Annotated in this window: 20 protein-coding genes; 13 read left to right on the top strand and 7 right to left on the bottom strand. The window is 72.3% G+C overall.

Annotation, left to right across the window (positions count from 1 at the left end):
• Nucleotides 1-7: 7 nt before the first annotated feature.
• On the top strand, nucleotides 8-235 hold the full coding sequence (locus tag AB0637_RS05845; RefSeq protein WP_366170512.1) for a hypothetical protein: 228 nt from the start codon (nucleotides 8-10) through the stop codon (nucleotides 233-235).
• A gap of 18 nt (nucleotides 236-253) precedes the next feature.
• Nucleotides 254-1,270 carry a LacI family DNA-binding transcriptional regulator gene (locus tag AB0637_RS05840; protein WP_366170260.1) on the top strand — a complete coding sequence of 339 codons (1,017 nt, stop codon included), beginning with the start codon at nucleotides 254-256 and terminating at the stop codon, nucleotides 1,268-1,270.
• A gap of 24 nt (nucleotides 1,271-1,294) precedes the next feature.
• On the opposite strand, the gene AB0637_RS05835 is transcribed toward AB0637_RS05840, so the two are convergent.
• Nucleotides 1,295-1,927, bottom strand: a complete 633-nt coding sequence (locus AB0637_RS05835) for an MBL fold metallo-hydrolase (protein WP_366170258.1) — start codon at nucleotides 1,925-1,927, stop codon at nucleotides 1,295-1,297.
• Between the two features lie 145 nt (nucleotides 1,928-2,072).
• Between AB0637_RS05835 and fdhA the strand changes: the two genes are divergently transcribed.
• On the top strand, nucleotides 2,073-3,308 hold the full coding sequence (fdhA, locus tag AB0637_RS05830) for a formaldehyde dehydrogenase, glutathione-independent (RefSeq protein WP_366170256.1): 1,236 nt from the start codon (nucleotides 2,073-2,075) through the stop codon (nucleotides 3,306-3,308).
• A 96-nt stretch (nucleotides 3,309-3,404) separates the two neighbouring features.
• Complete coding sequence (locus tag AB0637_RS05825; RefSeq protein ID WP_366170254.1) at nucleotides 3,405-4,400, top strand: TauD/TfdA family dioxygenase; 996 nt, start codon at nucleotides 3,405-3,407, stop codon at nucleotides 4,398-4,400.
• A gap of 123 nt (nucleotides 4,401-4,523) precedes the next feature.
• Here AB0637_RS05825 and AB0637_RS05820 read toward each other — a convergent pair whose 3' ends face one another.
• On the bottom strand, nucleotides 4,524-6,179 hold the full coding sequence (locus AB0637_RS05820) for an AarF/ABC1/UbiB kinase family protein (protein WP_366170252.1): 1,656 nt from the start codon (nucleotides 6,177-6,179) through the stop codon (nucleotides 4,524-4,526).
• A 57-nt stretch (nucleotides 6,180-6,236) separates the two neighbouring features.
• Nucleotides 6,237-6,848 (bottom strand): methyltransferase domain-containing protein, encoded by a 612-nt coding sequence (locus tag AB0637_RS05815; protein WP_366170250.1) that lies wholly within the window; start codon nucleotides 6,846-6,848, stop codon nucleotides 6,237-6,239.
• A 67-nt stretch (nucleotides 6,849-6,915) separates the two neighbouring features.
• Between AB0637_RS05815 and AB0637_RS05810 the strand changes: the two genes are divergently transcribed.
• Nucleotides 6,916-7,209, top strand: a complete 294-nt coding sequence (locus AB0637_RS05810) for a Uma2 family endonuclease (protein ID WP_366170248.1) — start codon at nucleotides 6,916-6,918, stop codon at nucleotides 7,207-7,209.
• A 59-nt stretch (nucleotides 7,210-7,268) separates the two neighbouring features.
• Here AB0637_RS05810 and AB0637_RS05805 read toward each other — a convergent pair whose 3' ends face one another.
• From AB0637_RS05805 to sdhC, 4 genes are read right to left on the bottom strand one after another with little or no spacing between them, the layout of a single operon-like run.
• Complete coding sequence (locus AB0637_RS05805; protein ID WP_366170246.1) at nucleotides 7,269-8,114, bottom strand: succinate dehydrogenase iron-sulfur subunit; 846 nt, start codon at nucleotides 8,112-8,114, stop codon at nucleotides 7,269-7,271.
• Nucleotides 8,114-9,946, bottom strand: coding sequence for an FAD-binding protein (locus AB0637_RS05800; RefSeq protein WP_366170244.1), 1,833 nt, complete (start codon nucleotides 9,944-9,946; stop codon nucleotides 8,114-8,116). Before AB0637_RS05800 ends, AB0637_RS05805 begins: the two co-directional genes overlap by 1 nt.
• Nucleotides 9,947-9,959: 13 nt before the next feature.
• Nucleotides 9,960-10,388 (bottom strand): succinate dehydrogenase hydrophobic membrane anchor subunit, encoded by a 429-nt coding sequence (locus tag AB0637_RS05795; RefSeq protein WP_366170510.1) that lies wholly within the window; start codon nucleotides 10,386-10,388, stop codon nucleotides 9,960-9,962.
• Nucleotides 10,389-10,443: 55 nt separating this feature from the next.
• Complete coding sequence (sdhC, locus tag AB0637_RS05790) at nucleotides 10,444-10,872, bottom strand: succinate dehydrogenase, cytochrome b556 subunit (RefSeq protein WP_366170242.1); 429 nt, start codon at nucleotides 10,870-10,872, stop codon at nucleotides 10,444-10,446.
• Nucleotides 10,873-11,205: 333 nt separating this feature from the next.
• Between sdhC and AB0637_RS05785 the strand changes: the two genes are divergently transcribed.
• The 8 genes from AB0637_RS05785 to AB0637_RS05750 form a co-directional block, all read left to right on the top strand.
• Nucleotides 11,206-12,393 (top strand): mannose-1-phosphate guanylyltransferase, encoded by a 1,188-nt coding sequence (locus AB0637_RS05785; protein WP_366170240.1) that lies wholly within the window; start codon nucleotides 11,206-11,208, stop codon nucleotides 12,391-12,393.
• 171 nt (nucleotides 12,394-12,564) lie between these two features.
• Nucleotides 12,565-13,740, top strand: coding sequence for an amidohydrolase (locus AB0637_RS05780; RefSeq protein WP_366170508.1), 1,176 nt, complete (start codon nucleotides 12,565-12,567; stop codon nucleotides 13,738-13,740).
• Nucleotides 13,741-13,947: 207 nt separating this feature from the next.
• The gene (locus AB0637_RS05775; protein ID WP_366170238.1) at nucleotides 13,948-15,045 is read left to right on the top strand and encodes a BMP family ABC transporter substrate-binding protein; all 1,098 of its coding nucleotides are present in this window, start codon (nucleotides 13,948-13,950) and stop codon (nucleotides 15,043-15,045) included.
• A gap of 55 nt (nucleotides 15,046-15,100) precedes the next feature.
• The gene (locus AB0637_RS05770; protein WP_366170236.1) at nucleotides 15,101-16,615 is read left to right on the top strand and encodes an ABC transporter ATP-binding protein; all 1,515 of its coding nucleotides are present in this window, start codon (nucleotides 15,101-15,103) and stop codon (nucleotides 16,613-16,615) included.
• A complete protein-coding gene (locus AB0637_RS05765; protein ID WP_366170234.1) occupies nucleotides 16,612-17,832 on the top strand; it encodes an ABC transporter permease in 1,221 nt (406 codons plus the stop codon). The genes AB0637_RS05770 and AB0637_RS05765 overlap by 4 nt, the downstream gene beginning before the upstream one ends.
• A complete protein-coding gene (locus AB0637_RS05760; RefSeq protein ID WP_366170232.1) occupies nucleotides 17,829-19,133 on the top strand; it encodes an ABC transporter permease in 1,305 nt (434 codons plus the stop codon). Before AB0637_RS05765 ends, AB0637_RS05760 begins: the two co-directional genes overlap by 4 nt.
• Nucleotides 19,130-19,558 carry a cytidine deaminase gene (locus tag AB0637_RS05755; RefSeq protein ID WP_366170230.1) on the top strand — a complete coding sequence of 143 codons (429 nt, stop codon included), beginning with the start codon at nucleotides 19,130-19,132 and terminating at the stop codon, nucleotides 19,556-19,558. Before AB0637_RS05760 ends, AB0637_RS05755 begins: the two co-directional genes overlap by 4 nt.
• A partial coding sequence (locus AB0637_RS05750) for a thymidine phosphorylase (RefSeq protein ID WP_366170228.1) occupies nucleotides 19,555-20,875 on the top strand: 1,321 nt, incomplete at its 3' end. The genes AB0637_RS05755 and AB0637_RS05750, both read left to right, overlap by 4 nt.

The raw sequence follows: 20,875 nt of genomic DNA, 5'->3' as shown, positions 1-20,875 counted from the left end.
CGTGGTGATGTCGAAGCCGGTCAGCTGGTTCCTCGTCCTGTTCGGCGTGTGGAGCTGGTTCATCTGGCCCAACTTCCTGCGCAACATCTGGTCGGACCCGCGCTCGTTCGACGGTGGCCCGCAGCCCTTCTTCCTCGTCCACCTCGTGCTCGTCGTCGTGAGCCTGGCCTTCGGCACGGCGATCGCGGTCATCGGCGTCCGGGGTCTGCGAGGATCGGCCCGCCGAACCCGCTGACCCACTGCTGGAGCGACCGTGCCGAGCCGCCGGGCACCGACCCTCGAGTCCGTCGCCGCGCGCGCCGGGGTGTCGCGGGCGACGGCCGGGCGCGTGCTGTCGGGGTACGCGCGCGTGAGCGAGACCGCCCGGCAGGCGGTGCTCACGGCGGCCGCGGAGCTGTCGTACGTGCCGAACCAGGCGGCGCGGTCCCTCGTGACGCGGCGCAGCGGGTCCGTGGCGCTCGTCGTCGTCGAACCCGTCGAGCGGTTCTTCTCCGACACCTACTTCCCGCTCGTGCTGAGCGGTGCGCAGGCCCAGCTCGCCGAACGCGAGGTGCAGCTCGTCCTCGTCGTCCTCTCGAGCCAGCGCGAACGGGAGCGCTTCGAGCGCTACGCTCGCAACGGCCACGTGGACGGCGCGCTCTTCGTCTCCGTGCACGGCGACGACCCGCTGCCCCAGGACCTGCGCGACGCGGGGTTGCCGGTGGTGCTGTCCGGCCGCCCCTACCGGGACGGCGGCACGGTGCCCTTCGCGTCGGCGGACAACGTCGGCGGTGCGCAGACGGCGGCCGAGCACCTCGTGGAGCGGGGGTGCCGCCGCATCGTGACCGTCACCGGGCCGCAGGACATGAGCGTCAGCCACGACCGCCTGGCGGGCTTCCGCGCCGGGCTGCGCGCCCACGGGCGGCGCTGGAACGCCGGGCTGGCCGAGACCGGCGACTTCACGGTCGACGGTGGCCGGTCCGCGACCGAGACCCTGCTGGCCCGCTGGCCCGACCTCGACGGGGTCTTCGCCGCCAACGACCTCATGGCCGCCGGGGCGCTGCAGGCCCTCGCCGCGGCCGGCCGCTGCGTCCCGGGGGACGTGCGCGTCGTCGGGTTCGACGACGCGCCCCCCGCGGCCGCCGCGACGCCCCCGCTCACCACCGTCCGCCAGCCCGTGCCGACCATCGGGCGCGAACTGGCCCGCATGGTGCTCGCGCTCGTCGACGGCGAGGAGGACGTCCCCGACGTCGTCGTGCCCACCGAGCTCGTGGTGCGCGAGAGCACCTGAGGGCAGAGGGCTCCCCGCCGGTGGTCAGAGCGTGGTCGTCGTGCCCAGCGCGAGGTTCTCCACCGGCTGCCCCGTGAGCTGTTCGGTGAACCGGGCGGACCCGTCCTTGCCGGCGTCGGACAGCATGAGGTCGTGGATCGCCACCACGCGGCGGGCGCCCACGGCCCGGACGAAGTCGACGCCCTCGCCGACCTTGGACCACGGGCCGCTCGTCGGCAGCAGCAGCGTCCCGACGGGGACGCCGGGGGCGTCGTAGGAGTCGCCCGGGTGGTAGACGCTCGCGTCGCCCTCCCCGATGAGGAAGGCCACGTTCTGCATCGGGGGCAGGTCGCGGTGGATGACGGCGTGCTGCCCGCCGAAGACGCGGACGGGGACGCCGGCGAGGTCGAACGACTCCCCGGGGGTGACGGCCCGCACTCCCTCGACGGCGTCGGCGACGCTGGCCGGGCCGACGACGGGCAGGTCCGGGCGGCGCGCGAGTTCGGCGCGCAGCGCGTCGGCGTCGACGTGGTCGGGGTGGTCGTGGGTGAACAGCACCGCGTCGGCGGCCGCGAGCAGTTCGGGGGTGTTCGGCGTGTACGCGCCGGCGTCCACCAGCAGGGACGACCCGTCGTGGGTCAGGACGACCGTCGCGTGCGTGTGCTTCGTGAGCTCCATGCCCCGATCATCACCCCGCCCCCGACGTCCTCCACCGCGGGGTCTTCCGGGGGACGGTCGCGCTCTTGCGCCCGCGGTCGGCGGGGGGTTGGGTGGGGATCACTGCGCCGGCACCGACGCCGGCGCCGCGAAGGGAGATGCGTTCGTGACCACGACCGGCACGTCCCACGGCAACCGCGCCGTCGCCTACCTCGGCCCCGGCCGGGTCGAGGTGCAGACGATCGACTACCCGACGTTCGAACTCAAGGACGGCCCCGGGGTGAACCCCGCCAACGTGGGCCGCAAGGTCGACCACGGCGTCATCCTCAAGCTCGTCGCCACGAACATCTGCGGTTCGGACCAGCACATGGTCCGCGGCCGCACCACCGCCCCGCCGAACCTGGTGCTGGGCCACGAGATCACCGGTGAGGTCGTCGAGGTCGGCCGCGACGTGGAGTTCCTCAAGACCGGCGACCTCGTCTCGGTGCCGTTCAACATCGCCTGCGGCCGGTGCCGGAACTGCAAGGAGCGCAAGACCGGCATCTGCCTCAACGTCAACCCCGACCGCCCGGGCTCGGCGTACGGGTACGTCGACATGGGCGGCTGGGTCGGGGGGCAGGCGGAGTACGTCCTCGTGCCGTACGCGGACTTCAACTGCCTGAAGTTCCCGGACAAGGACCAGGCGATGGAGAAGATCCTCGACCTGACGATGCTGTCGGACATCTTCCCGACCGGGTTCCACGGGGCGGTCAGCGCCGGGGTCGGTGTCGGCTCGACGGTGTACGTGGCCGGGGCCGGTCCGGTCGGGCTCGCCGCGGCGGCCGGTGCGCAGCTGCTGGGCGCGGCGGTCGTCATCGTCGGCGACCTGAACGCCGAGCGGTTGGAGCGGGCCCGCAGCTTCGGCTGCGAGACCGTCGACGTGTCCAAGGGCGACCCCCGCGACCAGGTCGAGCAGATCCTGGGGGTGCCGGAGGTGGACTGCGGCATCGACGCGGTCGGTTTCGAGGCGCGCGGGCACGGGTCGGGGTCGGCGACCGAGGCCCCGGCGACGGTGCTGAACTCCTTGATGGAGCTGACGACGGCCGGTGGGGCGCTTGGCATCCCGGGCCTGTACGTGACGGGTGACCCGGGCGGGGTCGACGAGGCCGCGAAGAAGGGCTCGCTGTCGCTGGACCTGGGCACCGGGTGGGCCAAGTCGCTGTCCTTCACGACCGGTCAGTGCCCGGTGATGAAGTACCACCGTGGTCTGATGATGGCGATCCTGCACGACCGGGTGCAGATCGCCAAGGCCGTCGGCGCCACGGCGATCTCGCTGGACGAGGCGCCCGACGCGTACGCGAAGTTCGACGCCGGTGCTCCGCAGAAGTTCGTCATCGACCCGCACGGGATGATCAAGCGCTGACAATCTGTCCAGATCCTGTGCCCTGAAGTAGGCAGTATGCCCATCGTCGACGCGCTACGGTGATGCTCCGCAGTGCGTCGACGATGGGAGCTGCTCGTGACCTCGGTGTTCCTCGACTCCTCGGCCGCCGTGCCGACCTTCCGCGAGCTGGCCGCGCCCGAGCGCGCCGCGCTGGCCGCGTTGGGTGCCCGGCTCACGGCCGACCCCGTCACGGAGGCCGACGCCTTCGGACGGCAGGCCCGCCTGCTGGCGCGGGAGCTCCCCGCCCAGCTCGTCGAGTCGCTCTGGGCCTTCGAGGAGCGCGGCTCCGACTCCGGGGTGCTCGTCCTGCGCGGACTGGAGGTCGGCGAGCTGCCGGCCACCCCGCCCGACAACACCGGCGGTGTCGGCGGGCGCACGCTGCTGGCCCGCCAGCAGGCCATCGTCAGCCACGCGCTCGGCCACATGGTCGGCTACGCCGCCGAGGGCCACGGGCACCTGCTGCAGGACATGGTCCCCAACGCCAAGCTCGCGGCGACCCAGCAGTCCCAGGGCTCCCGCGTCGAGCTCGAGGCGCACACCGAGCAGTGCTTCTCGGCCCTGCGCCCCGACTACGTCGTCCTCGGCTGCCTGCGCGGTGACGCCGACGCCGCCACCTACGCCTTCCGGGCCCTCGACCTGCTCCAGCACGTGGACCCGAGCGAGGTCATGGAGCTCTTCCGACCGCTGTGGACGACGCTCGTCGACGAGTCCTTCGCCGACTTCCTCGACACCCGCGAGGTCCGCGGCCCGTTCTCGCTCCTGTCCGGCGACGTGGACGACCCGACGATGCTCGTCGACCAGGACCTCATGCACGGCGTCACCAAGCACGCCCAGGCGCTCCTCGAGCGCGTGCTGGAGGTCTACGTCACCCACCGCCACGCCGTGACCCTCGAGCCCGGTGACGTGCTGCTGCTGGACAACCTGCGCGCCATGCACGGCCGCTCGCCGTTCACGCCCCGCTTCGACGGGACCGACCGGTTCATCAGCCGCGGGTTCGTCGTGCGCGACCTGCGCCGGTCCCGCTTCGCCCGCCCCGGCGGCGGCCGGGTCGTGCAGGCCAGCTTCTCCTGACGCCCGTCCCCGCCCGGCTCGCTCCGCTCGGGGACGGATCGTTGGCACCTCACTTCCATTCATCGGCAGTGAGGTGCCAACGATCAGGACCCGCGCGCGCGAGAGGGAGTGCGGGGGGAGGGGTCAGCGGCGACGGCGGTGGCCGCGGGCGGTCCACCCGAGGTAGCCGGTGAGCGCCGCGAGGGCGGCGCCGCCGATCGCGACCACCTTCGTCTCGTGCGGTTTCAGCCGTTCGGGGTCGGTCGAGCCGAGGGTGGCGAGGGCCTCGATGCCGGCGGAGACGACGAGTCCGACGACGAGGCGGTTGCCGATCCGTTCCAGCCGCGCCACGAGCGGGTCCAGCTCGTCGGTGCGCAACGAGACGGAGACCCCGTCGCGGTCCAGCACGTCGAGCAGCCGCCCGAGCTGACCGGGCAGATCCACGCCGAGCTGGACGACGTCGACCCCGGCCTGCCGGACCCGCTTGGCCAGCACGAGCGGGTCGAAGTGGCGCAGGACGAGGCGCCGCGCGTACGGCCCGAGGGTCCTGCCGAGCTGGAAGTCGGGGTCCAGGCTCGCGCCGAGCCCCTCGGTCATGACGATCATCTTGACCACGAGGGCCAGGTTGCGCGGCAGCGCCAGGTGGTGCCGGCGCAGGATCTCCAGGACGTCGCGGACGATGTCGCCGACCTTGATGCGGCCCAACGGCAGGCCGTCGTAGGTGCGCAGCAGGTGCGCGCAGTCGGTCGTCAGCCGCACCCGGTCGATGCGGTGCTCGGTGACGCCGATCGCCGCGAACGCCGCGGCGATGCGGGCGGGGTCGCGCCGGTCGAACGCCGCCAGGAGCATCGCCAGCTGCTCGCGGGAGCGCTCGTCGACCTCCCCGACCATCCCGTAGTCCAGCAGCCCGATGCGGCCCGACGGTTCGATGAGGAAGTTCCCCGGGTGCGGGTCGGCGTGGAAGAACCCGTGCTCGAACACCATGTCCGCCAGCAGCCGCGTCGCCCGGGCGGCCAGCTCGGACCGGTCGATGCCGTGCTCCTCTAGGCCGGCCACGTCGCTGATCTTCACGCCGTGGAGACGTTCCAACGTGATGACGCGGGACGTCGTGGTGTCCCAGTAGACCTGCGGCACGCGGATGTCGGGGTCACCGTCGAAGTTGCGCGCGAACCGCTCGGCGTTGTGGCCCTCGGACAGGTAGTCGAGTTCGGCGCGCAGGGTGTCCGCGAAGTCCGTCGCGAGACCGACGACGTCGTAGTCCGCGGCGACCGACCAGCGCCGCGAGGCCTGGACGGCGAGGGTCCGCAGGATCTCCAGGTCGCCCTCGACCTCCTCCACGACCCCGGGGCGGCGGACCTTGACGACGACCTGGGTCCCGTCCTCGCGGACGGCGGCGTGGGCCTGGCCGATCGAGGCGCTCGCCAGCGGTTCGCGGGCGAAGTGGACGAAGAGCTCCTCCGGGTCCGCGCCGAGCTCCTCCTCGACGGCGTGCCGCACGACGTCCCACGGCACCGGGCTCGCGCTGTCCTGCAGCTTCTCCAGCTCGCGCTGGAAGGCGGGGGACAGCAGGTCGGGGCGGGTGGAGAGGATCTGGCCGATCTTCACGGCCGTCGGGCCGAGTTCCTCCATGACGAGGCGGACGTGCTCGGCGCGGGTGTGGCGTTCGCGTTCACGGGGCCGGCCGAAGAGGTCCCAGTCGGTGCGCACCCACCGTTCGAGCCCGAGGGCGTCGATGAAGTACCCCAGACCGTGCCGGGACAGGATCCGGCTGATCTGCAGGTAACGGTCCTGGTGGCGCACGCTGTCTCCCCGCGGGTTGCCCTGTCGGGCACTCTACGCAGCGCGGCTGGGCCGACCTCAGGGGCGGGTGAGGCGGTGCACGCCCACCGTGGCCGGGCCGTCGTGGGGGACGGACTGCACCGACCACGCCCGCGCGGCGCCCTCGAGGAACTCCGGGGTCGGCAACCGGCCGGGGTCGGCGACGAGGGCGTGACCCCCGGGGGCCAGGAGCCTCGGCAGCGCGGTGAGGATCGGGGCCACGTTGCGGTGTTCGTACAGGACGTCGGCGGCCAGGACGACGTCGAACGGCGGCGCCAGGGGAGCGGGGTCGTCCACCCAGCTCCACCGCTGCGCGCGCAGCGTCGCGCCGTTGCGCACGGCGTTGTCCCGCAGCAGGTCCACGGAGTCGGGGGCCCAGTCGGCCGCCGTCACGTCGTGCCCCGCGAGGGCCGCGCACAGCGACGGGACGCCGAGGCCGGCCCCGATCTCCAGCACGCGCAGCCGGCCGGTCAGCTCGGTGGGGAGCAGGTCCGCCAGGACGAGGGCGCTCGGCCACAGCTCGGCCCAGTAGGGGACGAACTCGTCGTGGGCGAAGGCCTCCTCGGTGAAGAGCGCCTCGAGGTCGCGCGGCATCCGCAGGGAGAGGTGGCGGCCCGCCGCCTGCACGTCGCGGTCGACGAGGTCCAGCACCCGAGGATGGTATCGACCCGCCCGACGTCGACCGGGGACACTGGACCCGACGGGAAGGGGGGTGGTCGTGGTACTCGACGTGAGCGTCCTGCACCGGGTCTGGACCCACGTGGCCGTGCGTCTCGTCGTCGAGGTGGCGTCGGCGTCGACGGAGCTGCGGGACGCGGGCTCGAAGAAGGCCCTGTACGAGGCGCACGGCATCCCGACCTACCTGCTCGTCGACCCGGCGGCCGGGACCCTCGTCGCGTGGGAGCTCGAGGGCGGCGCCTACCGGACGGCGTGGCGGATGACCGACGAGGGCCCCGGCCACGGCCTGCCGGCCGGCGTCACCCTCGCGGACCTCACCCGTGAACCCCGCTGACGTCCGGGACGACGAAGGGCCCGACCGCACGTGCGGTCGGGCCCTTCGTCACCGGTGGGTCAGAGCTTGCGCGAGATGAGCGCCTGCTTGACCTCGGCGATGGCCTTGGTCACCTGGATGCCGCGGGGGCACGCCTCGGAGCAGTTGAAGGTCGTGCGGCAGCGCCACACGCCCTCCTTGTCGTTGAGGATCTCCAGACGCAGGTCCGAGCCGACGTCGCGGCTGTCGAAGATGAACCGGTGCGCGTTGACGATCGCGGCCGGCCCGAAGTACTGGCCGTCGTTCCAGAACACCGGGCAGCTCGACGTGCACGCGGCGCACAGGATGCACTTGGTCGTGTCGTCGAAGCGCGCGCGGTCGGCCTGCGACTGGATGCGCTCACGGGTCGGTTCCGCACCCTTGGCGATGAGGAACGGCATGACCTCGCGGTAGGCCGCGAAGAACGGCTCCATGTCGACGATCAGGTCCTTCTCCACGGGGAGGCCCTTGATGGGCTCCACGAGGATCGGCTTCTTGATGTCGAGGTCCTTGAGGAGCGTCTTGCACGCCAGCCGGTTGCGGCCGTTGATGCGCATGGCGTCGGACCCGCAGACGCCGTGGGCGCAGGAACGGCGGAACGACAGCCGGCCGTCCTGCTCCCACTTCACCTTGTGCAGCGCGTCGAGCACGCGGTCGGTGCCGTGCATCGTCAGCTCGTAGGACTCCCAGTGCGGCTCGGAGTCCTGCTCCGGGTCGTACCGGCGCACCTTGAGCGTGATGGTGAACGAGGGGATCTCACCCTTGGCCGACACGGTGTCGCCCTCGCGCGGGGCCGCGCCGCCGGAACCCTCACGGGCGCGGTCGGCCGACTTGGCCGACCCCGCTTCGCCGTTGGTCTCGGCCGGGCTGGTCTCGGACGTGGACATCAGTACTTGCGCTCCATCGGCTGGTAGCGGGTCTGGACGACGGGCTTGAAGTCCAGGCGCGTCGTGTACGACCCGTCGGCGGCGTGCTCGCGGTACACCATCGTGTGCCGCATGTAGTTAACGTCGTCGCGGTTGGGGTAGTCCTCGCGGAAGTGCCCACCGCGGGACTCCTTGCGCTCCAGCGCACCGAGGCACATGGACTCGGCGAGGTCGAGCAGGAAGCCGAGCTCGAGACCCTCGAGGAGGTCGAGGTTGAACCGCTTGCCCTTGTCCTGCACCGAGGCGCGGGCGTAGCGCTCCTTGAGCCGGTCGATGTCGGTGAGCGCCTGCTTGAGCGTCGCCTCGGTGCGGAACACCTGGGCGTTGGCGTCCATCGTGTCCTGCAGCTCGCGGCGGATGTCCGAGACGCGCTCGCCCTGGGGGCGGTCGCGCAGGTCGGCCATCCAGTTCACGACGGGCAGCTCGGAACCGTCCGGGACGGCGATCCACTCGGCCTTCGTCGCGTACTCCGCGGCGGCGATGCCGGCGCGGCGGCCGAACACGTTGATGTCCAGCAGCGAGTTCGTGCCGAGGCGGTTGGACCCGTGGACGGAGACGCACGCGACCTCGCCGGCCGCGTACAGGCCGGGGACGACGCGCGTGTTGTCCTGCAGGACCTCGGTGTCGATGTTGGTCGGCACCCCACCCATCGCGTAGTGCGCGGTCGGGTACACCGGGACGGGTTCGGTGTACGGCTCGACCCCGAGGTACGTGCGGGCGAACTCGGTGATGTCGGGCAGCTTCGCGTCGATGTGCGCGGGTTCGAGGTGGGTCAGGTCGAGCAGGACGTAGTCCTTGTTCGGCCCGGCCCCGCGGCCCTCGCGCACCTCGTTGGCCATCGAGCGCGCGACGATGTCTCGCGGCGCGAGGTCCTTGATGGTGGGCGCGTAGCGCTCCATGAACCGCTCGCCGTCGGCGTTGCGCAGGATCCCGCCCTCGCCGCGGGCGGCTTCGGACAGCAGGATCCCCAGGCCAGCCAGACCCGTCGGGTGGAACTGGTAGAACTCCATGTCCTCCAGGGGCAGGCCGCGCCGGTAGGCGAGGGCCATGCCGTCCCCCGTGAGGGTGTGGGCGTTCGAGGTCGTCTTGTACACCTTGCCGGCGCCGCCGGTGGCCAGGACGACCGACTTGGCCTGGAAGATGTGGATCTCGCCCGTGGCGAGCTCGTAGGCCACGACGCCGGCGATGCGCTTGTCACCGGGGGTGCCGATGGTCGGCGGGGTCTTCAGGCCGGGCTGGTCCGCCGCACCCTCGATCTCCGAGCCCGTCTTGGCCTCGGACGTCGGGACGAGCAGCAGGTCCAGGACGTAGAACTCGTTGAAGAACTCCACCTCGTGCTTGACGCACTGCTGGTAGAGCGTCTGCAGGATCATGTGGCCCGTGCGGTCGGCGGCGAAGCAGCTGCGGCGCACCGGGGACTTGCCGTGGTCGCGGGTGTGGCCGCCGAACCGGCGCTGGTCGATCTTGCCCTCGGGGGTGCGGTTGAACGGCAGCCCCATCTTCTCGAGGTCGAGGACCGCGTCGATGGCCTCCTTGCACATCACCTCGGCGGCGTCCTGGTCGACGAGGTAGTCACCGCCCTTGACGGTGTCGAAGGTGTGCCACTCCCAGTTGTCCTCCTCGACGTTGGCCAGCGCGGCGCACATGCCGCCCTGGGCCGCACCGGTGTGCGAGCGCGTCGGGTAGAGCTTCGTCAGGACGGCCGTGCGGGCGCGCTGCCCGGACTCCAGGGCCGCGCGCATCCCGGCGCCGCCGGCCCCGACGATCACGACGTCGAACTGGTGGGTCTGCATGAGTTCCTCCAGGTCAGCGGGCCGCGCAGAACGAGAAGTTCTGCGAGGGGTCGGCGCACGGGTCGAACGTGAAGATGACGAGGGTGCCGACGACGATGACGATGACCGTCGCGACGTAGAGGGCCATCTTGAGCCAGAAGCGCGTGGCGTCGCGCTCGGCGTAGTCGTTGATGACGGTGCGGACGCCGTTGGTGCCGTGCAGCTGCGCGAGCCACAGCATCAGCAGGTCCCAGACCTGCCAGAACGGGCTGGCCCACTTGCCGGCGACGAAACCCCAGTCGATCTGGTGGATCCCCTGGCCCGTCATGAGGTTCACGAACAGGTGTCCGAAGACCAGGACGATGAGGACCAGGCCGGACATGCGCATGAAGAGCCAGCCGTACAGCTCCCAGTTGGTGCGGGTCGCCTTGTTCCGCTTGTACGGCGAACGCGGGGTTTCCAGGGCCGGGGCGTAGCTGCCGCCGGGGGTCTGATCGGTGCTCACGACGCGCCGCCCCTCAGTGCGTGAAGACGTTGGTCAGGTGACGGACGAGGAAGGGCACCATGAGGACGACCCACAGGCCCACGACGCCCCAGAACAGCTTGCGCTGGTGCTTGGTCCCGCCGGACCAGAAGTCGACGAGGATGATGCGGACCCCGTTGAGCGCGTGGAAGACCACCGCACCGACGAGACCGGCCTCGCCCAGGCCCATGATCGGGTTCTTGTACTGCCCGATGACGCCGTTGTAGACCTCGGGCGACACGCGCACCGTGGCGGTGTCCAGCACGTGGACGAAGAGGAAGAAGAAGATCAGCACCCCGGAGATGCGGTGCATGACCCACGACCACATGCCCTCGCGGCCGCGGTAGAGCGTGCCTGCTGGTCGTCCCGTCTTCGACTTCCCGACGGGCGCGCCCTGTCCGGGTGGGGTGAGGCTCGTGGCCACCGACGTCCTCCTCGAGTGCTCCTCGACGCCGGGTCCACCGGGGCCTCGGCGCTCAGGCGGCGGCGTCGTGACCACTGTAGGCGCGCGGGCAGGAGGGAGCCGCCCCACGGCCGTCGCCGTGTGGCTTTTGTGATGAAGGACTCACAGCGCGGTGACGAGCGCTGTAGCGCAGGTCACGCAGGCCAGGCTCACCTACCCTGGACCACGGCTGGAGGGGAGCGCAACCTCCTACAGCGTGTCGGACCCGTTCGGCCCAGCCTGCGGGTCCGTCCGGGCGACCGCACCCGGACGACCGCCGGTCACGCGCCGTGCGCCACCGGTAGGTTCCCCGTCATGACTGACGGGGGACAGCTCAGCGCAGGGACCGGACCGGGCTCGTGGGCCTCGTGGTCCGCGGACGACCTCGAGGACGCGCAGATCGACCTGTCCGACTTCCACGCCGTCGTGCCCGCCGGCGGTGCCGGTACCCGCCTGTGGCCGCTGTCGCGCAGCGACCGGCCCAAGTTCCTCCTCGACCTCACCGGTCGCGGCCGCACGCTGCTGCAGCAGACGTGGGACCGGCTCGAACCGCTCGCCGACGCCGAACGGCTGCTCGTCGTCACCGGCCGCTCGCACGCCGCCGCCGTGGCCGAGCAGCTGCCCGACCTTCCCGCGGCCAACATCCTGTGCGAGCCCGCCCGGCGCGACTCCGCCGCGGCGATCGGCCTGGCCGCCGCGGTCCTCGTGCGCCGCAACCCCGACGCCGTCCTCGGCTCCTTCGCCGCCGACCACGTCATCTCCGGTCGCGACGACTTCGAGAGCTCGGTGGAGGAGGCCGTCGTCACCGCGCGCCGCGGGTTCGTCGTCACCATCGGCATCGCGCCGTCGCACCCGGCCACCGGCTTCGGGTACATCCGCCTCGGCAAGCGGCTGCGCCTGCAGGGCGCCCCCAACGCGCGCCGCGTCGTGCAGTTCAAGGAGAAGCCCGACGCGCGCACCGCGGCGGCCTACCTGTCCACGGGGGACTACCGCTGGAACGGCGGCATGTTCGTCACGCGCGCCGACGTCCTGCTCGAGCTGCTCGCCACCCACGCCCCCGCCCTGCACACCGGGCTGCAGCGCATCGCCGACGCGTGGGAGACCCCGCAGCGCGAGGCCGTGCTCGAGGAGCAGTGGAGCGCGCTGCCCGCCATCGCCATCGACCACGCCGTCGCCGAACCCGCCGCCGAGGAGGGCCGCGTCGCCGTCGTGCCCGCGACCTTCGGGTGGGACGACGTCGGCGACTTCTCCTCCCTCGCCGAACTGCTGCCCGCCGACGTCGACCAGCCCAAGGTGCTCGGCAACCCCGACCTCGTCCTCACCGAGGGGGTCGCCGGTGGGCTCGTCGTGCCGGGCAACGACCGCGTCGTCGCGCTGCTCGGGGTCGACGACCTCGTCGTCGTCGACACCCCCGACGCGCTCATGGTGACGACGCGCGCGCGGGCGCAGGAGGTCAAGAAGCTCGTCGAGCGGGCCATCGAGGCGGGGCTCGACGTCGTCTGAGCGTCCGCCGCGGTTCCTGGACGGCGACACACCGCGCGGGGCCGGCCCCGTCGGCGGGGTGAGGTCGGCGGGGGTCCGGCGACGCGGGTAGCGTCGGGTGCCGTGACGAGCGACACGGGCAGCCCGCGGACCGCGACCGGTTCCGGGGGTCCCGCGGAGCTCGGTCGCCGCATCGCCGACCTCGTCGTGGCGCACGAACCCACGGCCCGGGCGCTGCGCCGCGACCTGCACGCCCACCCCGAGCTCGCACGGGCCGAGCACCGGGCGACGGCGAGGATCGCCGAGCTGCTCACGGCGGCCGGCGCCGACGTGCAGCTGCTGCCCGGCAGCGGGCTGATCGCCGACCTCGGGCCGGCGGCCCCACGCGAACGCACCCTCGCCGTCCGCGCCGACCTCGACGCCCTGCGCACGCCGGAGTCGACCGGCCTGCCGTACGCCTCGACGGTCCCGGGCGTCGCGCACGCCTGCGGGCACGACGTGCACACCGCCTCCGTCCTGGGGGCCGGGCTCGTCCTGGCCGACCTGGCGCGCACGGGCGACCTGCCGCACCGCGTCCGGCTGGTGTTCCAGCCGGCGGAGGAGGTCATGCCCGGGGGCGCGCTCGACGTCGTCGGCGCGGGGGCCATCGACGACGTGGCCGCGATCTACGGCCTGCACTGCGACCCCACCCTCGACGTCGGCACCGTCGGCCTCAAGGCCGGGCCCATCACGTCGGCCTCCGACCACGTCACCGTGCGGCTGCGGGGGACGGGCGGCCACACGTCGCGACCGCACCTGGCCGGGGACCTCGTCTTCGCCCTCGGGCAGGTCATCACGCAGCTGCCTGCGGTCCTGGCCCGCCGCGTCGACCCGCGCGCGGGGGTGAACCTCACGTGGGGTGCGGTGCACGCGGGCGACGCAGCCAACGCCGTGCCCGCCGAGGGCTTCGCCGCGGGCACGTTGCGCTGCATGGAGACCGAGGCGTGGCAGCACGCCGGGGAGCTCGTCGAGTCCGTCGTCGCCGACCTCGTGCGCCCCTACGCCGTCCGCGCCGAGGTCGAGCTCGTGCGCGGGGTCCCGCCCGTGGACAACGACATCCACGCGACGGCGGCCCTGGACGCCGCCGCGCGGGCGCTCCTCGGCGACGACGGCGTCCTGCCGACCCGGCAGAGCCTGGGTGGGGAGGACTTCGCCTGGTACCTGCACCACGTCCCCGGCGCGATGGTGCGCCTGGGCACCCGCACCCCCGGCGGCCCCACGTACGACCTGCACCGCGGCGACTTCGCCCCCGACGAGGGGGCCCTCGCCGTCGGGATGGGGGTGCTGGCCCTCACGGCCCTCTCCCCGCGGGCGCTGCCGGGCGGCTGAGGAGCGCGCGACCCAGCGTGAGGCGGGCGTCACGACCCCGCGGCAGGCGGGTGAGGTGACCGGCGCCAAGGTCTCGATCTGGACAACCTGACCGGTCGGCGGCGCTGACCGACGGTTTTCGCACACTACGATGACCGCGCGTTCGCACCTGTCTCGCGCCGGGGCCGACGCCACGATGCGATCCACCCCGACCTGGAGGACCTCACCATGACTTCGATCCACCGCCTCGCCCCGGTGGCAGCCGTCGGCATGGCCGCCGTGCTGCTCGCCTCCTGCGGGAGCCGGCCGACCGACACGCAGGGGTCCTCCGGTGGCAGCGCCAGCGGCTCCGGCGAGAAGTTCAGCGCCTGCATGGTGCTGGACACCGGCGGCGTCGACGACCGTTCGTTCAACCAGTCCTCCTACGCCGGCTTCAAGGCCGCGCAGCAGGAGAACCCGAACATCCAGATCTCCTACGTCGCCTCCAACAGCGACGCCGACTACGTGCCGAACCTCAACGCCGAGGTCGGCAAGGGCTGCGGCACCATCGTCGCCGTCGGCGGCCTCATGTCCGACGCCGTGAAGGAGGTCGCGGAGCAGAACAAGGACCAGAAGTTCGCCGAGATCGACTCCGCTCCCGTCGCCGACAACGTCTACGGCTTCGAGTACAACACCGTCGAGGGCGGCTTCCTCGGCGGCTACCTGGCGGCCGGCATGACGAAGACCGGCACGGTCGGCACCTGGGGCGGGCTGAACATCCCGCCGGTGACGATCTACATGGACGGCTTCTGGGAGGGCGTCCAGTACTACAACCAGCAGAAGGGCAAGAACGTCAAGGTCATCGGCTGGGACGAGAAGAACCCCAGTGGCGGCACGTTCTCGAACTCCTTCACCGACCAGGCGGCCGGGCGGTCCATCACCGAGACCCTGGCCTCCCAGGGCGCCGACATCGTCATGCCGGTGGCCGGGCAGTCCGGGCTGGGTGCGGGCGCGGCGGCCGAGGCCGCCGGCGGCAAGCTCAACCTCATCTGGGTCGACACCGACGGCTGCGTCAGCGCCGAGCAGTACTGCAAGTTCTTCATCTCCTCGGTGACGAAGAACCTCACCGACGCCGTCAAGGACTACGTCGTCAAGGCCGCCGCGGGCGACGTCCCGACCGGCGCGTACATCGGCAACCTCAAGAACGACGGCACCGGCCTCGCGCCCTTCAACCAGTTCGACGCGCAGGTCCCGGCCGAGCTCAAGACCGAGCTCGACACGGTCAAGCAGGGCATCATCGACGGGAAGATCCAGATCACGTCGCCGAGCGCCGTCAAGGCCGGCTGACCGCCCGCACCACCGCAGGAACGACGGACGACGGCGACGAGGGGACGACCCGCAGGTGCAGCTGGAACTCAAGGGCATCACGAAGCGCTTCGGGCCCCTCGTCGCCAACGACTCCATCGACCTCGTCGTCCGGGAGGGCGAGATCCACGCCCTCCTGGGTGAGAACGGGGCCGGCAAGAGCACGTTGATGAACGTCCTCTACGGCCTGTACACCCCCGACGAGGGGCAGATCCTCGTCGACGGCCGGCCCGTGGAGTTCTCCTCCCCGGGGGACGCCATGGCCGCCGGGATCGGCATGGTGCACCAGCACTTCATGCTCGTCCCGACGTTCACCGCCACCGAGAACATCGTCCTCGGTGCCGAACTCACCTCCGGCGGTGGTTTCCTCGACCGGCGCCGCGCCCGGCAGCGCGTGGAGGAGACGTCGCAGCGGTTCGGGCTCGCGATCCCCGCCGACACCCTCGTCGCCGACCTCGCGGTCGGGGTCCAGCAGCGCGTCGAGATCGTCAAGGCCCTGCTGCGCGACGCGAAGGTGCTCGTCCTCGACGAACCGACGGCGGTGCTGACCCCCGCCGAGACCGACGACCTCATGCGCGTCATGCGCGAACTCGCCGACGCGGGGACCTCGATCGTCTTCATCACCCACAAGCTGCGCGAGGTCAAGGCCGTCGCCGACCGCATCACGGTCATCCGCCGCGGGAAGGTCGTGGGGGAGGCGTCCCCGCAGGCCTCGCCCGAAGAACTGGCCGCCCTCATGGTCGGGCGCGACGTCCGGTTGCGCGTGGAGAAGAAGGACGCCGCACCGGGCGCGCCCGTGCTGAAGATGGCGGGCGTCCGCGTCGTCGACCCGTCCGGCACGGTTCTCCTGGACGACATCGACCTGCAGGTGCGGGCCGGTGAGGTCCTCGCCGTCGCCGGGGTCGACGGCAACGGGCAGACCGAACTCACCCGCAGCATCGTCGGTCTGCAACCCGTCGAGGCGGGCACCGTCACGGTCTCCGGCACCGACGTCACCGGCCGCCCCATCGCCGACGTGCTCGCGCTCGGTGTCGGCTACGTCCCCGAGGACCGGCTGCACGACGGGCTCGTGGGCTCCTTCAGCATCGCCGAGAACCTCGTGCTCGACCTCGTCGACTCGGCCGCCTTCGCGAGCGGCCCCTCGGTGAACCGCGAGGCCGTGCGCCGCAACGCCGACGAGCGCATCAGCGAGTTCGACATCCGCACGCCGTCGGCGCAGGCCGCCGCCGCGACCCTGTCCGGCGGCAACCAGCAGAAGGTCGTCCTGGCGCGGGAGATGTCCCGTCGGCTGGACCTGCTCGTCGTCGCCCAGCCCACCCGCGGTGTCGACGTCGGCAGTCAGGAGTTCGTGCACCAGCGCATCGTCGCCGAACGCGACCGCGGTGCCGCCGTGCTGCTCGTCTCCACCGAGCTCGACGAGGTGCGGGCGCTGGCCGACCGCATCGTCGTGATGTACCGCGGACGCATCGCCGGTGAGGTCGGACCGGACGCGACGCAGGAAGAACTGGGCCTGCTCATGGCGGGCGCGACCTCCGGGAAGGAATCGCAGTGACGTCGACCTCGGTCGAGAAGGACGCCCCGACAGGTGGTCCGCGGCCCCGCAGGCGGCTGTACTGGGGCGGCAGCTGGCTCGTGACGGTGTTCGCGGTCGTCGGGGCGCTCCTCGTCGGCGCGGTCCTCATCGTCATCGGGGACAAGCCGTCCCGGCAGAGCCTGGGGTACTTCTTCTCCTACCCGCAGGACTTCCTGCTCAACGTCTGGTACTCGGTGCGCGACGCCTACGTGGCGCTGCTGCAGGGGGCCGTCTACAACCCGAACTTCAGCGGGATCAACGCGCTGCGCCCGATCTCCGAGACGCTGGTCAACGCGACGCCGCTCATCCTCGCCGGGCTCGCCGTGGCGCTCGCGTTCCGCGTCGGGCTGTTCAACATCGGCGCTCAGGGGCAGATCATCGTCGGCGCCGTCGCGGCCACCTGGGTGGGTTTCGCCGTCGACCTGCCCGTGGTCCTGCACCTCGTCGCCGCCCTGCTGGCCGGGGTCGTCGGTGGCCTGGTGTGGGGCGGGATCGTCGGCCTCCTCAAGGCGCGGACCGGTGCCCACGAGGTCATCACGACGATCATGCTGAACTACGTCGCGATCAACCTGCTCACCTACCTGCTCAGCGTCCACGGGTTCCAGCGGGCGCCCTACACGCAGGCCATCTCCGAGCAGGTCGCCGGCACCGCCGTCCTGCCCAAGCTCCTCGGCTCCTCGCTGCGGGTGAACCTCGGTCTGGTGCTCGCCGTCCTGGCGGCCGTCGCCGTGTGGTGGTTGTTCGAGCGGTCGCGCCTCGGGTTCCGGCTGCGGGCGGTGGGGGCGAACCCGAACGCCGCCCGGACCGCCGGGATGGCGGTCGGCCGGTTGCAGGTCGTCTCGATGGCGCTCGCCGGGGGGCTCGCGGGTCTCGCCGGGGCGACCCAGGTCCTCGGCGTCACCGGCAGCGTGACCGGCAGCGTCGCGGGGAACATCGGTTTCGACGCGATCACCGTGGCCCTGCTGGGGCGCAACAACCCCTACGGCGTCATCGCCGCCGGCCTGCTGTTCGGCGGTCTGCGCGCCGGGGCGGTGCAGATGCAGTCCGTCACCGGGGTCCCCGTCGACCTCGTCGGGGTCCTGCAGGCCCTCGTCGTCCTCTTCATCGCGGCCCCCGCCCTCGTGCGGGCCGTGTTCCGGTTGCGCGACGGCGCACCCGCCGTGGGTGCCGAGCTGTCGGGAGGGTGGACCCGGTGAGCGGTTCGGCCAACGTCCAGGCCCCCGCGGCCATCGTCGAGCTCGCCCGCGTCGAGCCGCCCGTCAGCCTGCGCAAGCGGGTGCTGACGGGGGCGCTGCTCGTCGTCGTCGGCCTCGTCACCGTCCTGGGCTGGGGCGTGGGGTCGGGGTCGTCCGACGCGACCTTCCGCTTCGGTGGCGGCTCGTCCGTGAGCCTGCCCGACCTCACCGTCCCCGGCACCGTCACCCCCGTCGTGCTCGGCGTGGTCGTCGTCCTCCTCGGGCTCTTCCAGCTGGCCCGCGGGTTCCGGGCCCGTCGCAGCCCGGTCGTCATCGGGGTCACGCTCGTCTGCTTCGTCGTGGCGTTCCTGTGCTGGGTGATGAGCGGCGCCGACGCGCAGTCGATGGACGTCGTCAAGCTGCTGCAGCAGACGGTCTTCCTCGCCACCCCGCTGATCCTGGGAGCCCTCGCCGGTGTCCTGGGGGAGCGCAGCGGCGTCGTGAACGTCGCCATCGAGGGGCAGATGCTGACGGGCGCCTTCGCCGGCGCTCTCGTCGGGTCGATGGCCGGGAACCTCGGCGCCGGGGTCGTGGGTGCCGTCCTCGCCGGGGCCGTCGTCGGCTGGCTGCTCGCGGTGTTCGCGATCCGCTACCGCGTGAACCAGGTCATCCTCGGCGTCGTCCTCAACGCGGCCGCGCTCGGGTTCACGGGCTGGGCGTACAAGGCGCTCATGCAGTCCGACACCCAGCGGTACAACTCGCCGGGCGTGCTGGCGCCGGTGGACATCCCGGTCCTCGCCGACATCCCCGTCGTCGGACCGCTGCTGTTCCAGGCGAACGTCCTCGTCTACGTCATGTACGTCGTCATCGTCGCGCTGCAGGTGGTGCTGTTCCGGACGAAGTGGGGTCTGCGCACCCGCGCCGTCGGTGAGCACCCCAAGGCCGCCGCGACCGTCGGGATCGACGTGCTGCGGGTCCGGTACGTGAACGTCGTCGTCGCCGGCGGGATCGCGGGCCTGGCCGGGGCGTACCTCTCGATCGGGACGATCGGCCCCTTCACCGAGAACATGTCCGCCGGCAAGGGGTTCATCGCCCTGGCCGCCGTCATCTTCGGCCGGTGGAGCCCGCGCGGCGCCGTCGGGGCCTCGCTCCTGTTCGGGTTCTTCGCCGCCCTGCAGACCCTCGTGGGGATCCTCCAGGGCCCGGCCGCGGTGCCCTCGAGCTTCCTGTCGATGCTGCCGTACCTCGCGACGATCCTGGCGGTCGCCGGGTTCGTCGGCCGGGTCCGGCCGCCGGCTGCGAGCGGGGAGGTGTACCCGTGACGGGCGCGGGCATCGACTGGGACGCCTTGCGCGCCGCGGCCCGGGCGGCCCTGGTGCACGCGTACGCGCCGTACTCGGAGTTCCCCGTCGGTGCCGCCGCGCTCGTCGACGACGGCCGGGTGGTCGCGGGGGCGAACGTCGAGAACGCCTCCTACGGCGTCACGCTCTGCGCCGAGTGCACGCTCGTCGGGCAGTTGCAGATGACCGGCGGCGGCCGTCTCGTCGCGTTCGCGTGCGTCGACGGCGCCGGCAACCTGCTCATGCCGTGCGGACGGTGCCGACAGCTGCTCTTCGAGTTCGGCGGCCCCGACCTGCTCGTGGACTCCCCGCGCGGGACCGTCCCGATGACCGAGGTCCTGCCCGACGCGTTCGGCCCGCACGACCTCACCGACCCCGACCGCAAGCCCGGAGAGGCACCCCAGTGAGCCAGCAGTTCGCCGCCGTCGACGTCATCCGCACCAAGCGCGACCGGGGCGAGCTGTCCGACGCGCAGATCGACTGGGTGCTCGACGCCTACACCCGCGGCGACGTCGCCGAGGAGCAGATGTCGTCCCTGGCGATGGCCGTCCTGCTCAACGGGATGAACCGGCGCGAGGTGTCCCGCTGGACGTCGGCGATGATCGCCTCGGGCGCGCGGCTCGACTTCACCGACCTGCCTCGGCCCAGCGTCGACAAGCACTCCACCGGCGGGGTCGGGGACAAGGTGACCCTGCCGCTGGCCCCGCTCGTCGCGGCGTGCGGTGCCGCGGTGCCGCAGCTGTCCGGCCGCGGGCTCGGTCACACCGGCGGAACCCTCGACAAGCTCGAGGCGATCCCCGGCTGGCGCGCGTCCCTGACGCTGCCGGAGATCCGGACCCAGCTCACCGACGTCGGGGCCGTGATCTGCGCGGCCACGGGGGACCTCGCGCCGGCCGACAAGAAGCTCTACGCGCTGCGCGACGTCACCGGGACCGTCGAGGCCATCCCGCTCATCGCCAGCTCGATCATGAGCAAGAAGATCGCCGAGGGCACCAGCGCGCTCGTCCTGGACGTCAAGACCGGGTCCGGCGCGTTCATGAAGGAGCTCGCGCAGTCCGTCGAGCTCGCGCGGACGATGGTCGACCTCGGCACCGACGCCGGCGTGAGGACCGTCGCCGTCGTCACCGACATGTCGACGCCGCTGGGCCGCACGGCGGGCAACGCGCTCGAGGTCCGCGAGTCCGTCGAGGTCCTCGCCGGCGGTGGCCCCGCCGACCTCGTCGAGATCACGCTCGTCCTGGCGCGCGAGATGCTCGCCGCCGTCGGCCTCGACACCGTCGACCCCGCGGACGCCCTCGCCGACGGCCGCGCGATGGACGCCTGGCGGCGGATGGTCGCCGCGCAGGGCGGCGACCCGGACGCGCCGCTGCCGGTGGCCCGCCACACCCACGAGGTGCTCGCCCCCGCCGACGGGTTCCTCGACGTCGACGCGATGGCTGTGGGCGTCGCCGCGTGGCGGCTGGGAGCCGGCCGGTCCCGCCGCGAGGAGGCCGTCCAGGCCGGTGCGGGCGTGGAGCTGCACGCCGTCCGCGGGGACGCCGTGCGCGCCGGCCAGCCCGTCATGACGCTGCACACCGATACCCCCGAGCGGTTCGAGTGGGCGCTGCAGGCGCTGGAGGGCGGGTTCCCCGTCGAAGGACTGCATCTGCACGAGCAGCTCGTTGACGACACCGCTGGCCCCCTCGCTGGAGGCGAGCCGTTCGGTCTGCAGCGCAGCGTGTCCG

The organism is Kineococcus sp. NPDC059986 (genome assembly GCF_040702905.1).
Taxonomy (GTDB): Bacteria; Actinomycetota; Actinomycetes; order Actinomycetales; family Kineococcaceae; genus Kineococcus.
The sequence above is the reverse complement of the archived record's forward strand: the minus strand, read 5'-3'. Positions and strand labels throughout refer to the sequence as shown.